Source organism: Vibrio sp. OPT20, assembly GCF_963889365.1.
Classification (GTDB): domain Bacteria; phylum Pseudomonadota; class Gammaproteobacteria; order Enterobacterales; family Vibrionaceae; genus Vibrio; species Vibrio splendidus.
Genome location: NZ_CAWPOA010000028.1, coordinates 1 through 17,313, shown reverse-complemented (window position 1 = coordinate 17,313; position 17,313 = coordinate 1). Strand labels below are relative to the sequence as shown.

Annotated in this window: 7 protein-coding genes and 3 pseudogenes; 3 read left to right on the top strand and 7 right to left on the bottom strand. The window is 43.2% G+C overall.

The window, feature by feature from the left end:
* Nucleotides 1–19 precede the first annotated feature (19 nt).
* From AACR09_RS01045 to AACR09_RS01035, 3 genes are all read right to left on the bottom strand, one after another.
* A complete protein-coding gene (locus tag AACR09_RS01045) occupies nucleotides 20–505 on the bottom strand; it encodes a hypothetical protein (RefSeq protein ID WP_054543282.1) in 486 nt (161 codons plus the stop codon).
* Nucleotides 505–2,583: a type VI secretion system Vgr family protein gene (tssI, locus tag AACR09_RS01040; RefSeq protein WP_102503281.1), complete on the bottom strand. Its 2,079-nt coding sequence runs from the start codon at nucleotides 2,581–2,583 to the stop codon at nucleotides 505–507. The genes AACR09_RS01045 and tssI overlap by 1 nt, the downstream gene beginning before the upstream one ends.
* A gap of 74 nt (nucleotides 2,584–2,657) precedes the next feature.
* On the bottom strand, nucleotides 2,658–3,176 hold the full coding sequence (locus AACR09_RS01035; RefSeq protein ID WP_012600867.1) for an Hcp family type VI secretion system effector: 519 nt from the start codon (nucleotides 3,174–3,176) through the stop codon (nucleotides 2,658–2,660).
* 454 nt (nucleotides 3,177–3,630) lie between these two features.
* Between AACR09_RS01035 and tssH the strand changes: the two genes are divergently transcribed.
* The 3 genes and pseudogenes from tssH to AACR09_RS24605 all read left to right on the top strand — a co-directional run.
* Nucleotides 3,631–6,324 (top strand): type VI secretion system ATPase TssH, encoded by a 2,694-nt coding sequence (gene tssH / locus AACR09_RS01030; RefSeq protein ID WP_102533692.1) that lies wholly within the window; start codon nucleotides 3,631–3,633, stop codon nucleotides 6,322–6,324.
* Nucleotides 6,311–7,691, top strand: a pseudogene (locus tag AACR09_RS01025) (sigma-54-dependent Fis family transcriptional regulator); the annotation flags it as partial. The gene tssH and the pseudogene AACR09_RS01025, both read left to right, overlap by 14 nt.
* Before the next feature lie 83 nt (nucleotides 7,692–7,774).
* A pseudogene (locus AACR09_RS24605) lies at nucleotides 7,775–7,939 on the top strand (helix-turn-helix domain-containing protein); the annotation flags it as partial.
* Nucleotides 7,940–8,016: 77 nt separating this feature from the next.
* On the opposite strand, the gene AACR09_RS01020 reads toward AACR09_RS24605, so the two are convergent.
* The 4 genes and pseudogenes from AACR09_RS01020 to AACR09_RS01005 all read right to left on the bottom strand — a co-directional run.
* Nucleotides 8,017–12,756 (bottom strand): OmpA family protein, encoded by a 4,740-nt coding sequence (locus AACR09_RS01020; RefSeq protein ID WP_193834670.1) that lies wholly within the window; start codon nucleotides 12,754–12,756, stop codon nucleotides 8,017–8,019.
* Complete coding sequence (locus AACR09_RS01015; protein ID WP_108101075.1) at nucleotides 12,756–13,832, bottom strand: hypothetical protein; 1,077 nt, start codon at nucleotides 13,830–13,832, stop codon at nucleotides 12,756–12,758. Before AACR09_RS01015 ends, AACR09_RS01020 begins: the two co-directional genes overlap by 1 nt.
* 3 nt (nucleotides 13,833–13,835) lie before the next feature.
* Nucleotides 13,836–15,548, bottom strand: coding sequence for a hypothetical protein (locus tag AACR09_RS01010; RefSeq protein ID WP_228010459.1), 1,713 nt, complete (start codon nucleotides 15,546–15,548; stop codon nucleotides 13,836–13,838).
* Nucleotides 15,549–16,401: 853 nt separating this feature from the next.
* A pseudogene (locus AACR09_RS01005) lies at nucleotides 16,402–17,313 on the bottom strand (hypothetical protein); the annotation flags it as partial.

Sequence of the window (17,313 nt, the reverse complement as noted above, 5' to 3'; positions counted from 1 at the left end):
ATCCAATCTAGTAACACGATCAATTGATCGCGATGGTGCCGCCTTGAATTTTTTGTGCCTTCTCAGCTTGAGAAGTCACATATTTGGCTTTGGTGGTAATTCGACCATCACGGCCGCTGTAACGAGTTTCTGTTTCTCCACTTCTTACAATTAACTCTTGTTCCGTTTCAATAACCATTTTATTTGCTCTCAGTACAAACTCATCTGAGTCATCAACAATGGAGAAAAAGATATCTGTAACTAGCGGAAGGTTAAAGTCGTTATTTATAAACTCGATACGACATGAAAGGTTATTATCAATAGCAAGTTGCAATTCGGCTAATTTAAACCCTCGCCCCAACCTCGCATTAATTGGCTGCAGCAACGGATTTCCTTCGAAATCGACGCGAACACCACTCTTAGTTTCGTTAATCGATACAATTGTTCCAAAACGCGAAAAGCAAGCCGTCGATTCGGCTTGCTGTTCGGTGATGGTTTGTATAATTGGGGTTTGTTTTTCCATCATTAATTGATCGCCACGTTTCCACCTTTGATTACAACTTTATCGCTTCCTTCGATGGTTATTGAGGAACCTGATAACTTGATAGAACCGTCACTATTCATCACTAATGAAGACCCACCCGTCTTGAGTACTATCTTGTCGCCGCTTATGATCTGGGTCGCACCATCGGCTTTGTATGAAGTGTTTCCTTTAACAGAGACTGTTAAGTTTCCACCAACCGTCTGATTGTCATCGGCTCCTATATCAGAACTTTTTGATGCACCAACCGTTAAATTGCTGTTTTCACCCACATCCAAGTCATCATTCTTACCAATCTTAGTAATTTGATTATCTCCAATTTCTAAATCAGAGTTGTTCTTAACATATTGAGTTTCATTAGCGTTGTAAGTAACAGATACATCTTGTTCGACAGTTTCAGTAAACGTGCTGTTAACTTGGGTAGTCTTGTGTCCGTCAATGGTCTCTTTGTGATCACCGTGAACATCATTCGTCTGATGGCGCGCAACCTTTAAAAACTCATCTTGGCCTATGTCGCGATAGCGGTTATTTAAAACCTTGGTCGACATGTCCTTTTGCGCATGAATGTAGACTTCTTCTTGGTTAGCTTCATCTTCAAAGCTCAACTCGTTATAGCCAGTCCCTTTATGCGTTTGAGTTCTGAAAGTTGTACGCGTTTTGTTCTCTGGTAACGAATAAGGAGGATAATGAAGCCCGTTATAAACTGCGCCAGTAACTAAAGGCCTATCAGGGTCTCCCTCTAGGAAAGTAACAACCACCTCATGACCGATACGAGGTAGGTATACCGCCCCCCACGTTGGTGCTGCCATTGATTGGCTAACTCGAATCCAACAACTCGAATGCTCATCGCTCTCGCCATAACGGTCCCAGTGGAACTGAACTTTGATTCGCCCAAGCTTATCGGTATAGATTTCTTCGCCTGCAGGCCCCACAACGACCGCTGTTTGTGTACCTTCAACCAAAGGAGCTTCAAGTTTTGGAGCCCTAAACTCAACATGTCTAGGAATACACGCAAACTGATTGTGATAGGTCGTTGGCAGGCCATTAGTCTCGTCCTCATGAACCTGAGGGTCATGGCCACTATGCATTACCGATAACATAAGGTAATCGCGGTTGATTGCTGAACGTGGATGTTCACTGATATTAAAACTGTATCCAGACGCCAGTCTCATGACATTACTGGTGGCCTCTACTTGCTGATTATCAACAACATGTTCAGACATCCATTCATTTGATCTTACTTGACCCATCATTGGATCAACGTAACGTCCTGGGAAATCAAATAATTTCAAGTCTACATCGAGTTCACCGGAGCTGCTCATTTCTTGAGGGATCTTCGGAAATTCGTAGTTATAATCGGTGTAAGTAACGTGGCCAGTTTTCACTCGATTAACGAGTTCTAGGTCAGAGATATGCTCGCGGTCTGCAACACCACCACCATCAGCATGGTAAACAATTGGCCCCAAATAAGACCCGTTCAGTGGTGAGCTCAATAACTCAGCTATTGCGTCATTACTGTCGACAATAACCATCGTGTGGTTAGCTTCCGTATGCTCGAAGTAGTACCACATTCCGTGTTCTGCCAGAATTCGTTGAACAAACTCAAGGTCTGTCTCTCGATATTGGAGCACGTATTCTTTTGAAGGATATACACCTGACAGCTCTAATCGATAATCAGTAACTGACGCATCATCTAAAACTTCAGAGATGATCGCCGACGCTGATTTTTGTTGAAAAATACGGCAGTCTTGTCTTTGGCTCAAAAACCAAGCTTGTGGAACAAGAGTCAGTTGGTAACGGGAGAATCTCCTACCCGATCCAAGGTAACGAACTTCATTAACCACGCCATGAAAGCATCTCGCGGAACTGACACCTTGACCATATAGAGTCAAGCTACCTGGTTTACGGATGAGTGCATCAAATGAGATATCAGGATCAAGTGAAAGTAATGATAGGCTGATTTGAAAAGGCTTTGAAAGCTCTTCGATTACCTGAAAGCTCTCCACACGAAAATCATGCTCAGAGCCTTGCAGTTCAAACTTAAATTCTACGTCATTCACCATATCTTTTACCTGATACTAATAATAGAAATAGGGCCAACAGCAGTTGTTGACCCTTTGTTTTTCACGAAAAGCGATTAAGCTTCGCGTGGAGCACGCCAGTCATCGTTACCAGCAGTACCACAGTTTTCGTGAGTTACTTCGATTGCACGGTAAGTCAGCTTAAGTACTTCTTCAGTTACACGATCTGAAGTTGCAGCGTCTTGACAGTGATTCATACGAGTTTGAATATCTACAAGTAGTGCATCAATTAACTTGATTGAGTAGTAGTGCTCTTGCTTACCTTGTACTGAAGTACGGTAAAAACGGATTACACACTCAGGAAGCTTTTCGCCAGACACTAATGCGTTGAATAACAGAGGTGAACAACGGTCTTGTACTTTAGTTACTACTACAGGGCGGTGAACACGTTGACCTGTTGGTTGGCCACTTTGTGGGTCACGTGGAACTGTTAGTACGTGATCAAGTTCTTGAACTAGGAACTCATCAACGTGAGCTTCTTGCCAAGTGTTACCTACAGAATCTGCAGAGTAAGTATCTTTAGTAATGTGACCTTGAGTTTCACCATTGATAGACATATATGCTGGAGTTGGCATCGATATTTCCTTTTTAAAATTTATAATTCATTAATTCACCAAATCGCTTATCACCGCGACTGATTAAGCTAATACAAACATCATGCCAACTTTATAAAACCAACGAATACAGTCAGTTACAAAAAATTACCCGTTATAAATATTATATTTAACAACAATTTGTTGTTTAGAAAAACGATTTATTGAACGTGGGTACTAATAAATTGAATTTAAAACACAAAGGCAAAATAACTATCTCGAAGATTAGAAATAAAGTCAAAAAAACTAGTAATTAAATCATAACACCTAGACTATTTATTATTTTGAACGGGATTTTAAATATTAGTCAGATAAAAAGCCAAAACAAACAATAAAAGTAACCAATAAACAATAGTAAATTCATCACCGAATAAAAAACCAGTTATCAATTTTAGTATAATTGCTGCATCCCATATACATAACTAATAGAACTAAAATGATAAATATAAACCTTTCCTCTTTAATACAACGTCTGCACCCTATTGTAAAAGTCGCTTTAGAGGATGCCGCTGCATTAGCCGTATCGGAAAAAGCCAATGAAGTGCAAATTGAACACTATCTATTAAGCTTATTAGAAAGGCCAAATAGTGATTTTGATATCTTATTAAGTCATTTCGATTGCTCAGAGACCATTTTAAGGCAATCCATTCGTTCGACTTTAGATACCAACACAACAGGCAACGGCAGCAAGCCCGTTTTTTCTTCGCTTTTAATCGAATGGCTTCAAGAAAGTTGGTTGGTCTCATCTTTAGATCTATCCGAAACTCAGATTCGCTCTGGTGCCCTACTTCTTACACTCGTGAGTAACCCACTACGCTATGGTCAGCACGGCTACGCTTCAATCTTAGACGGTGTAAACCCAGATACCTTAAAGCGTAATTTTTCTGAACTCACAACAAACTCTCTAGAATCTTTAGCAACGACATCAGAAAAAACCGACGCACGTGAAGATGGTTCGGCATTAAGTAAATTCACCACCGACTTTACCGGCAAAGCAAGAAAGGGCGAGATCGACCCAGTATTCTGCCGTGATCAAGAAATCAGACAAATAATCGACATATTGGCGCGACGCAGAAAAAATAACCCAATCGCCGTAGGTGAGCCGGGAGTTGGTAAAACAGCGGTGGTAGAGGGTCTTGCATTAAAAATTACCGAAGGAGATGTGCCAGACTGCCTCAAAGGTGTTGAACTATACGGCCTAGACATGGGCTTACTTCAAGCGGGGGCAAGTGTTAAGGGAGAGTTTGAAAAACGCCTTAACGCAGTACTAGACGAAGTGAAGAATTCACCGACTCCAATCATTTTATTTATAGATGAAGCTCACACGCTAGTTGGGGGAGGCAATCAAGCTGGAGGCAGCGATGCTGCCAACCTACTTAAACCCGCTCTAGCACGTGGTGAAGTAAAAACAATTGCTGCCACCACATGGTCTGAATACAAGAAATATTTCGAAAAAGATCCAGCTCTGGCGCGCCGCTTCCAACTAGTAAAACTCGATGAGCCATCGGCTACTCAAGCCGCATTGATCATCCGAGGCTTAAGGCCAGCCTATGAAAAATCACATAACGTATACGTGCGTGACGACGCAATTACTGCCGCAGCAAACTTAGCTGATCGTTACATCACTGGACGTCAACTGCCAGATAAAGCAATCGACGTGTTAGATACAGCTTGTGCTCGCGTCAATATTAGCCTTAACGCAACACCGGCACCTGTTGAAACATTGCATCAAGAAATTGCGGCTGCGAACCGCGAGCTCGAAGCTCTGGAGCGTGATCAACTGCAGCAAACTGGTGACAAACACAGTGCCGCTTTAATTCCTGAGCTAAAAGAGAAGATAGAAAAGGCCACCGAAGAACAAGCTACCCTTCAGGTTCAATGGAAAAAAGAACAATCTCTTATTCAAGAAATCATTGAACTGCGTAGCCATCTTTACAGCCTTACTACTCCTTCAACTGAAGAAGACAGTGCTCCTAAAGCTGACAATACGGTTCAAGACGATGACGCACTAACAAGTGACAAACCAAATTGTCATGAATATTCTGAAGAGCAGACTCGTGAAGCTATTCAGTCTTGTAACGAACGTTTAGATAACGTGCGCGGTACCAACCCGCTCGTTCACTATGAAGTGGGTCCCGACGAAATTAGTCATGTGATATCTGATTGGACAGGCATTCCTATGGGAAAAATGCTTCAAGATGAGTCGCAAGCGACCTTAAACTTGAAGCAAAACCTAATTCAAAACATTAAAGGCCAAGAATTTGCCATTGATGCGCTTGCTGAAGGAATTCAAACCGCAAAAGCGGGATTAGGTAACCCAGATGCACCAACAGGCGTTTTCTTATTGGTTGGCCCTAGTGGTGTAGGTAAAACAGAAACCGCTCGTGCTATCGCCGACCAAATGTTTGGTGGTGAGCGCTTCATGACCACCATCAACATGTCTGAGTTCCAAGAGAAACACACTGTGTCTCGCCTTATTGGTTCTCCTCCTGGCTATGTTGGTTTTGGCGAAGGCGGTATGCTAACCGAAGCAGTACGTCAGCGCCCTTACTCTGTTGTTCTTTTAGATGAAGTTGAAAAAGCAGACCCAGAAGTACTCAACCTGTTCTACCAAGTGTTCGACAAAGGCACACTAAATGATGGCGAAGGTCGTACCATCGACTTCAAAAATACGCTCATCATCATGACGAGTAACCTCGCGACACATGAGATTGAGTCTTTGGTTCACCAAGCGAAAGACATTGATGCCAATATCGTCGCTGAAGCCATTCGCCCAACGTTGAATCAACACTTCAAGCCAGCCTTGTTGGCTCGTATGTCCGTGTTGCCATTCCTTCCTCTTTCAGACGCAGCAATGACTGATATCATCCATCATAAACTGAAGAAAGTGTCTGAGCGCCTGCAAAGCCACCACAAACTGGCACTTTGCTATGGTGATAACTTAGTGGAATTCGTATTAGGCAACTGCCGCCTTGCGGAGACGGGAGCTCGAAATATTGATGCCGTTATTAACCGTCAACTATTGCCGCAGCTTTCGACTCAACTACTGGTGAATGACAAGGATGATTCACATACTCAAATTGACGTTTCTGTGGACGAGCAAGGAACTCTAACCTATGCGTTCAGCTAACCATAGTGAGCTTAGTAACGCCCTACTTGCGATCAGCCAATCTCTGGCTGATCGCAGCCAGTTAGCTCAAACTTTGGATGCCGTTCTCACAGCAGCAAGGCAAATGACTTTCGCGAAACATGGCATCATTTACGTGCTTGACCAAACCGGTCAAGCCTTGATTCCAAGTACCGCGCATCACCATGAAAAAGTCATCGCCTCACATCCTTGGGAGCCACTGCAGTTAGACACAGTAAGTGAAGCTGACCCATTCAACTTCGCCGTACGTAACGGCGAAGTTGTCTTGATCAATGAGCTATACACTTACAATGGTTATGACTGCGAAGGTATCTATCAAACCGAGCAAACGTTAGGTCTAAAAAGCAATAACTTACTTGCTTGGCCATTGATTGATGATGAGGGCAAAACCATTGGATTGTTGGTTTTGCTCGATTTAAGCGTTATCGATAACGAAACCGCACTTACCGAGTTTTGCCGAATGGCGGCAAGTAATATTCGCCATGCCATTTGGTTAGAGCAATATGGACAAGTGATTAAGAGTTTAAGCGCCGACAACCAAGCTTTGGTTCGTGAAAATACTCAGCTAAAAAAGCGGACAAAGAAAACCTATCAAGGCCCGATCGCTGAAAGTGAAGAGATGGTCAATGTATTGAGCCGACTTGATAAGGTGCTCTCTCTGCCTGTCGACGTCTTACTAAGAGGCGAGACAGGTGCGGGTAAAGAAGTCATTGCAAAATACATTCACGAAAACTCGAATCGTTCTGAGCAAGCATTAATCGTTCAGAACTGTGCCGCAATTCCTGAACAACTTCTAGAATCCGAACTTTTCGGGCACAGAAAGGGCTCATTTACCGGTGCAGACAAGGACAAAGTTGGCTTATTTGAAGCAGCAAACGGTGGAACCCTGTTCCTAGATGAGATTGGTGATATGCCAATGCTACTTCAAGCTAAACTTCTACGTGTGCTACAAGAACGTAAAGTTCGCCCTGTAGGCGCCAGCAGAGAGATTGAAGTGGATGTTAGAGTCATTGCCGCGACGCACTGTAACTTAATGCAGCAGATTAAAGACGGAGGCTTTAGGGCCGATTTATTCTACCGCTTGAACGTATTTCCCATCACCTTACCACCTCTGAGATCCAGACAAGCGGACATTATCCCACTCGCCGAGCACTTTGTGCAGCAAACCACGACGATGTTAGGGTTGCCTCAATCACCAGGATTGAGTGCTAATGTGAGAAACCAACTGCTCGCTTACACCTACCCCGGTAACGTGCGCGAGCTTAAGAACATCATTGAACGCTCGGTTCTTCTTTCCGATTTTGAAACCATTACTCAGATTGAGTTTGGTGAACAGATCCCTGAAGAGGTAGAACACTATCAAGTTTTGGCTCCAGTTACATCGGCAGTACAGCCTAGGTTTGAACCTGAACCTCTAGGAGATGACGATATAGCCGTTGGCCTAAAAGAGGTCGTAAGCCAGTACGAACGTACCGTAATTATTGACTGCTTAAACTCTTGTAATTGGCACACGAAACGAGCGGCTGAACAACTGTCGCTCCCGTTAAGTACACTCAATCACAAGATGAAGAAATACGATATTTCTGCGGCGGGTTGAGCGAGAAGCGAGAAAATCTTACTTCAGCTTTTATTGATAAGAAAAGAAAACCGCCCAAAGGCGGTTTTTTTTATTTACTACTTTGCCTGTAAAAGAGCGATTTCCGGAGCATTAAGCGAAGACGCTTGTTTCGTTATCCAATTCTCAACATATCCTTTCTGCTCGTTCTGTACCTCTAGGTTTTTCCAGTGTAAGTGGTTCGCCTCACTTGTCGCCTTTTCCTTTTCAACAGTTTCTATCCATGGCTTCGCCGTCATGAAGTCTTTCACCGCAGGAACTCGAAGCTCAAACTTCGGTAGTTCATAACCTTCACTCGTATCCATTTGCTCAAATGAAGCCAACTGGAGTCTGATAGATTTTAGATCATTACCATCTAAAACATCACCAAAAGGTCTTAAACCATTAACTAATTTACCTGTAGGCGACACATAAGAATACTCAAAGCGAATGATATAAAGGTGCTTTTTCTCGCTTGAAGTTAATGAACTTGAGAAATTAGCGTCATTTTGATCAATAAATTGAACAGCGCTTTGCTCATTGCCAGTACACTTAATAGCGTCGCTATCATCAAGTTCTAAATCAAAAACGGTTGTTGTTTCTATTCCGTTATACCCAGTATTTGACTTCTCGGTAACAAAACGAGAACGAATGTTGACTACTCCGGCATAATGCATCACGTCATGTTTAACTGGACCATCTTTGATCTGCAGTTTCACCCCACACTCAATGGCGTTGAGTAACATTGTATCGTAATCGTCACTCGCACGTTCATCCCCCAACACCGCAAAACAAAGTGAGAACCTTTGCTCTTTCGACCAATCAAAGTTATTGCTTATCAGTTTATTCGCATTGCTTTCACCCCAAGCGAGGTCACCGTCAATTTCAATACCAGGCAAAATAAGAAGGTTGCCATCGATAACCTTCGGTGTACTGTCTCGAGATGACGCAGACTCACTCATAACAAACTCTTCGATCAAAAAGTCAGTGTCTGTGAGTTTCGTCGTTTCCAATGTTCGACCGTTAAAGTTTTTCGCTTCTTGTGCAGGGCTTTGGCCATCAATACCAAAGTTAACTTCAGTAATACCTAGAGTGTAGTTTTTATATGTACCCAATCCCTCTAACTTGCCCGCTAGCAAATCATGCCCTCCTAGTGAGAAGACATAATTCATCTGTTCAAAAGCACCAGAGTCTCGAACGTATTCAAACACACTTTGGCCTGTAAAGAAGGCTTTTACCTCATCTAGGACTTTAACATTTGGGCATAGCGGCTTGATGCCATGGATTAAAAACTCACCAAACCCATATGTTGGCTCAAATTCAAGACCATGTAATTCCTTAGCACCTTTACTATCAAAGTGTTTTTTAATCGCTCCATCAGGATCTTCGAATTGAGAGGCATCCATTTTTGTGAACAATACATCAAAGGTTGGCCCATGAGAGTCCAAGCCAACAACAGCTGCGCGATAAGCGACCTCCTGTAAAAACAGCACCTTAGATGAGAAATTGTCTTTTAAAACCACCTGTAGTTTCACGCGAGTTTGTGGGCGTAGCTTTCGTCCAATCTGTGCAAATGTCCACTCTACATATGGCGTCCATTTATCACCTTCTTGAACCAGCAAGCGGCTGAACTCTATATCATCACGCCCAAGTTCTACTTTAGCTAAGTTGAAGTCGTGACAAAATGCCTTTAGGCCTTCTCGGATAGAAGCACTTTCTTGCAAGGAGTCATCTGATTTTCGATCCAAGAATAGACGTGTCTGTACAGGGAATCCCGTATTAAATGCACCACCTATTTTTTCACCGTAACTCCACTGTAACGAGCTATTGGCGTCTGAGTTAGAGAACAAACCAGATTTGTTAAAACGGTTTACCCAATTCAGGGCAAGTGTATTGCCATCATTGACTGGAATTTCCCAGTTATCACTCATGACATACAACCGAATAAACTCGTCAACTCGATAATCCTCAATGAAATCATCAAAGTCACCCGCCAGGCTCCACTTAGCGCTGAGAATCGTTAGTAACTCAATCAAAGAATTCAAAGCATAGGAGCGCAACAAAAAGCGCTTCAACAATTCATCATGATTCGCCTGTTTTTTAAGAAAGTCAGCTAAACCATTAGCATCAATGACCTGAGGTTGAAGATCTTGACTGATCCCCTTATAAAGAGAGATAAGCTCTTTATTGATGCTGCTGAGTGTTTTTAGCATGCTTTTGTTGTTGTACTGAGCTTTGAGTTCCTTAAACGTAGCATCACCAAAGAGATCGCCATAGAAATCAGTTGCAGCGCCCAAAAGCTCTGCACCGAGTTTACCGGCAAAATAATATGCAGCCACTGGTGCTGCAGGCGTCCAGATTGCGACGCTTGCGATCGCGTCAACGGCGGCAAGAATCATCTTATCTTCAGCTTCCTTTGCCGAAAGCTGATGCCCTTCCCAAATTTGATGCGCGCGATTTAATGCCATCGTCCCAGACCGACTCGGTGGTAGAGAAACCGCGAAGTCAGGGATGATCAACCTTACCTCTACACGTCGGTTCACAGCGATATCCGCAGTATCTGATCGATCGTTAACGTCGGCATAACCGTCGATATCATCAATCAGTTGCGATTTACCCTTAAACTCAATCAACAACCTTGATTCTAGGTTCGCTTGTTCTTCTCCGCTTATTTTGGCAAGGATGGCCTCTTTAACTACATCCGCACGCAATCTGGAAATTTTTAAGTTATTTTCATGCGTACCTATTGGCCCTGCATGGCCAATAATGGCAACTTGGTAATCAGGGTTTTGGGATAAAAGGTGGCATAATTTTTTACATACTTCTATATAGTCGATATGCAGCACCTGAACTTCGTTCTCAAACTCAGCAGAGTTAAACTTGAAGTTCATTCGAACAACGACCCCTTGACCATCAGCAAAGATCTGAGCATTCCCTTCTTTACCAAGTGCTTCCTGCACCGCTTCTGCCTTTTTTTGCCACTGTTCTGGATTATCAAAGCGGCGAACAAACGTTAAAGAAGAAAGATAATGTTCAGCATATTTGCTTAAAGTTTCTTGCGCTTCTTTCGCATTTTTAATTTGTTCTGTGAACGCCGAATATTCGTCGAGTGCTTCCTTACCACTTGCGATAACTCCAATTACTGGGAGTGATCGATTTGTTCCGCTCAAAAAATCACTGCTTAGTCGTCCAACCCCACGTATGATTTTTGACTCTGAGCCTGCCGCTTTAAAAGCACGGTTGATATAAGGAATATCGATGACATGCTTTCTAAACACTAACGCTTGTGCTTGTTTCAGCGTTAGCTCTTTACGCGAAAAAATCTTTGCAAGACTAACGCTCTTTTTAACACCACTTGTGGCGGCAAGTGCCGAATGTAACGCGATACCACTCATCAGAAATGGAGGTAAAGCCCCCGATTCACTGTTTTCCCAAAGCGCCTGCCCAATAGTTTTCGCTATTTCCGCAGGAGGACCATAAAGCTTGGCGCCCTCAATGGAGAGAAAATCACTGCTCAACGATTCGTAGGTTTTGTTAATCGCAGCATGCAAAGATAACGGAGCGACACCCGGCTTTTGCTTAGTTTGATAACTTAACCCCTTAGTCGCGTAGTCTTCATAAGATGGCAACTGATTAGGGAACTGTTGGATGAGCGCTTCCTCTAAGGTGATCATATCACCACACACGCACGCCATTTTTCCAATGCCTGCTGTCTCGATAAACGTCAACTTTTCATGCAGATCATAGGTATAAACAGTCTGCTCCGTACCTGTTTGAGGGTGTTTCATGAACTGCTTTGTGACATTGGCCTTCAGTACACTTTCAGGTAACTTTTTACGTGTTTGATCAAATGCTTTCCATTCAGTTTCCCAAAACTGGACGCGAAACAAGTAAAAACCATCTTCAACTTGGCTAGGGTCAAGGTGGAACAGTCCGCTTGGTAATACATCGTTGTCTTCAAGATCTTCACACCAAATAGGAGTCCGTTTTTGTATTGTTAGATAACCTAGTTTTTCCTCTGATGCGTTCTCTAAATCGCCAGCTTTAATATCTTTGACTGGGCGAATCAACGAAACCTCAGCGCCACCATAAAGCTTGTCTGTGAACAGTACCGCACAACTGTGCATCCTTGGGACTACGAAACCTTTTAGGGGGTTGTTTCGTTTTTTCTGGCGCGCCAACCAATTGTTGTAGCGTTCTTGCTCAGGCGTAAGATCGACCCCAACATAAGCAGGTGCAAGTTGATTCAGGGCAATTTCAGTAAGTTGGAACTGCACACCCGTTTGCTTTGTTTCGTTAGTCCCGTCATCAATGTACTGAGAAAAATGCTTAATGTTTTCAGCAAGGCTTACCAGATCTTTTGCTCCCCCCGTACTTTCTGGATCATTCTGCGGCGCAATCATCTGCGCCAGCAAACGCAATGGCGGAAAACTTAATTCATAGTTTGTCCCTTTGCAGATCCCTTCCGGTCGGTTGCCCAGCTTGAGTACTTCATAATTGTCGATATCGCTTGGTGCAGAAGTTTCGGAATCGACTTTTTCTCCTGATAAAGGTTGCTTACCCGTTGCTTGTGGCGGCTCACCTAAACCTAACTCGACCAATTTTCCCTCTTTGGTGGTGCCCCATAGTGCTGGTTCGTCTCCGGACAAGGCGTTGACCATCACTGGAGTCAAAGGAATGGGACGAATCTTGCCTGCTAACTCATCAACTTGCGTTAAGTCCGATTTTGTATGCCAATCAAATATTCGCCCTTCGTCCGTATCGTACCCGTGGAATAAAGCACCAAATAGGTAGATTTCATCATCGTAGGTTCTGGCCATTATTTAGCCTCCTTAAACCAGTTACCATGGTTTACAGAGAGGTTATATACGATGGCGGGATCTAACGTTCGGCTGTAACCTAGCGGCTCCCAATCCCACGCTTGTTTGGTTTTGCTATCTAGAACTCTCATTCGTGTCATATGTTTATTAACTAATGCGAAACGACTGTTTAAACCAATAGCAAATTGCATCGGTGGGGAAGTAGGTACTTCACGATTGGTTGTAACATCCATTTTAAAAACACCAGCGCTCATATTCGCTCCCCAAGATACGTCACCTTCAGGGCTGATTGCAGTCACATCAGCACGAGCATGTAGAGGTTTTAAATTTTCTCCCCATCGAGCACTCTGTAACTTTTTACCCGTTTTCTCATCATAAACAACAGTAAACACCTCAGTGACCTTGTAACGTTTTCCGTCTTTGATAATACCTGTATCAGTTATGTGTAGATCGGTCTTTTCCGCCTCACCTTTAGCAATGTCCCACTTATACACCACACGGCCCACCATACCCGTACGATAATAAACGTAGCTGCTGTCTTCAGCCCAGAGGAACCCGGCAGGCCCTTCTCTCTTATGTGGTAGTTCGATCATTTTTTGAGTTTCTAAGTCAACAAATTTGTTATAACTTCCATAACCTACAGCAACATAACGGTTGTTTGGCGAGCGACTAGTTTTACCAACAGTTGAATCATCCTTACCTAACCACGGCAAATCGGTCACCAAGCGGAGATCTGTGCCATCGGTCTTCATACTCCAGATTTTTTTACGCCCTTCATACTCATCGTACATAGGATCTGGCCCATACCCTTGGTCGTTTGATAAGTTTGCCCAAGTAAACTGAACGCGCGGCAAATCGTAAGAGCTCGCGTCATTTAAATCTTCCCTTGGCCATTCTTTAGCACGATGGATAAAGTAACGAGGAAAGTCACGTTGTTGAAAAGTAGCAAAGTCAGCTTTACGGACCTCGCTCTGTTCCATGGTGTAATAGTTGTGTTCACCCACGTAAATGCGGCCGTCATTTTTACAACCCGCTATAGATAGAACGGCAAGCAACAGTAATAGTTTTTCTTTCATGGTTTAACCTAGCAATTCTGAAATGGGTACATTTTCTTCTACAACGACAAGGCGTTGGCTACCCGTGGAGAGGCTCGAATGTACACCTCGAACAATATCGACGCTCTTGACCTCCTCCGGCGGGAATGCGAACCGCAGCGTCATATAACCATCGTCGTCTTTCATTGCTGAACGAAAGTACGATTTGTGAATCCAATCGTGTTCTATGTTACGAAGCCCAAAGAAATCATCCGGCTGATCTGTCAAAGGCTCGTGAAGGTAACGTATAGAAGGCAAAGCGCCTCTTGGAGCCAATTTAAGCCCCGCAACATTACTTTCTTTATGTTCGTTGATGATACCACTGCCAATCCCTGTCGATGCGGTACCGGAAACTGGAATAATATTCTCACCCGCATTATCAAAGCTTTGGGATGAGGAGTATATTTGCAAATCTGAAAGAGACTTAGCAATTGAAGCAGGATCACTCTCTAGTTCAGACAGTTCCGTATTTCTCAATGCCAGCTCGGAATAATGGATATAACATTCTTGTACTCCTCCCGCGACCTTGTATGGCACCCAAATATGCGGTAGAGGAACACCTTGTGCAATGCGCGCACCATCTTTGCTAGCTTTATAAGGACTTAGCACCGTTTTAACCGTGATAGGGTCGATATCTAATTCTGGAAAAACAACATCTACTTCCTCATCCAAAAGGCGGAATACCCTGGCTCCTTGATCAAGGCTTAGATGTCCCGAATACACTTTCTGGCCAGATTGATAAATCTCAAATGCTTCTTCGCCAACATAGTAGTCTGGTACAAGGTTTGCCCCATCAATGTTGACATGCCGTGTTTTCATCGAGGATTCAGGATCATTATTTCTGTAGTACTCTAAATCAACATCAGCAAAGTAGCCTTTTGGTGTAACTTCGACCTCTCGCCAAACTTTGTTGTTCCAAATCACATAGAAATAACCGTCTGAAACCAACTCATGTCCATTTGTGCCTTCCAGCATTGGTAGCACAGGCACCAACACGTTATCCCACTCATCCATGTGATTTTCTTTATCAACGGGTTGCAAGCCTTCTGTGAGTTTAAGCAAAATTGGCTGAGGCTGGTCAGAACAAGGGATTTTGATGTAAAGCGTTTTGCCCTCAGCTTCGAGATCTTTAAATGTCGCGAGACTGCGGTGTTTGTTCCCGGTATCGGCCTTGCCTACGGTGACTTTTTCTTTTTGAGCCTCAGTTTTACCCAACATCAAACATGCCGCATTGCTTGACCACTGGCCAGCAAACTCAACGACGATTTTATGCTCTGGAGAAGGTTCAACCGGCGAGAAACTGTAGTGACGTGCCAAAGGTACATCATCGACAACTTGCTGGTAGTTGGCTTTGTGAACACGGTCTGAACTGTTGTTAGCAACCCGATCGACATGTAGCTTGAGTCGAGGGAAACTTGCTAGCTGTTGAGTCGTTAATAGACTGCGTCTCACATTGGAAGAAAGACAAACCCAGTTCGCTTTTACAAGTTCTACTCGAATAGCATAGAGCAGGCTGTGGGCATTTTTTTTAGCCGACGCAGTAATCTGGTGAAGCAGGGTGCTTGGTAATTGAGCCAAGATGTCTTTAGGGGTGCGCACACGCGAAAATAGCCCGATACACTCATCCGGTGTTAAGACATATTGAAGGTCGTTCGTACTGAGAGACGAACTAGATATAAATTTGCAAACTAAGTGCATTTGGATTCTCCACAACCTACAGGTATATATAGTTGCGGTGATAACTAAGCTGATAAGGCTTAAAAAACGATTTGGTTAACTAAATTCTACGCGTAATGATTATAAACTTCAATAGATTAGAAGGAGTATCGCCAAAAACTATAACACTAGTAATAAAGCCAATTAAACAGGGTAAATAGTCGTTTCACCTAACCGACTAAAAAGGTAAATCAATTTGAATGGATATCACATAACGATCATTTCATTGTGTATTTAAGTAAATAGTAACTGGACCAAACACACATATCTGGTGGAAGCATTTCATCGATTAAGAAGGTTATATTAAGCATTTTCTCGTCTGTAAAAGAGAAAAAAAGTGGGAATAAATTCCCACATAAACTTAGCCAATATAAATAGGATTTATTTTGGAACACTAAATTGGCTTAAAAGGGTGGTACTAAAGTACCAAAATGCAGAACACCACATCAAATAACGATGTGATATAAACACTATATATATTATGCATTTAATATCAAGATGGCACTTTTCTAGAGATAACACCAAAAACTACTATGCAAAATATCTATGCAATTGCCATTCTGATTGCATCACCAGTTATATTAGTTATCTGACTGAAAATATGCCTAAATAATGAAACAGAAAAAACAAAATAATTTTCATTTCAATGACTCAGCATCACTAAATTAATCAATATTGGGCACTGGTGTACAATAATTTTCTTAATAAAATTGAGGGTAATAAAAATGATTAAGCCCTGGATACATACTCAAATTCCAACAACCTGAGATACATTTGCAAAAAAGGTCTGCCGAATAGGCAGACCTTTGTCTAATCTTCCATATAACAATTAGTGTTATGCTGCTAGTTTTGTGCCATTGTCGTAAATAAGCAATTGTCGTAATAAGCTTGGCACTACGACCACTGCAGCGCTCACATCCTTATTTAAGGTAAATGTAGATTCAACCAAAGTAGCATCGGCTCCAAGTCCATTAGCACCACGTAGTGACACCGTCACAGTTCCACCTTCGATTGGATCAAGAGTCATTTCATATTGCCAAACTCCGTTTTCACCGACCAGCACCTCAGCATCTGAAACTTTAACTCCCCCACTGTCTGTGACACTTAGGCTCAACTTATCACCTTCAGAAAAACGAACCGTAGTACCATCGAGAATCAATGTAGGTGACACTGATTCGTTAACATCATTACCGCTGTTGATCGCAGAGATGCTAATAGTTGGCGTAATAGGCAGCGAATGTGTGCTATCCGCACCCACATTACCCAATAAATCTTGGTAATCTTTCACCACCAGATCCACCGTCAAATCAGACGACGCAGGAACCAATACATCCCCTGTCCACACACTGGCATCCACACTCTTCGTCAGCGAGATGACCGTACCACCTAACTCAGCACTGGCCGCTTGCAGCGCTTTATCGAACTTAAGGCTGACCGATACGCTTTGACCTATCGCTTGGTGTGTTGGGTTAAACGTCACGCTCGTTAACGTCGGTACCGCTTGCGCGAGCGTAAAGCTTGCGCTTTCGCTTACTTGCACGCCTGAAGCGTTGGTGCCCGTCACAACGACGGTGTAGCGGCCGTTCGGTTGATCGCGAAGATTTATCCCACGGCTCGTCCAACTGCCGTTCTGAACCTCAGCATTACCAGTTGCGATAGTTGTTGCTGAAGCGTCTGAGGTTTTGATTTCTACACTCAGGACTTGACCATCAAGACGTTTCGCGGTGCCTGTAAACTGATAGTTTGC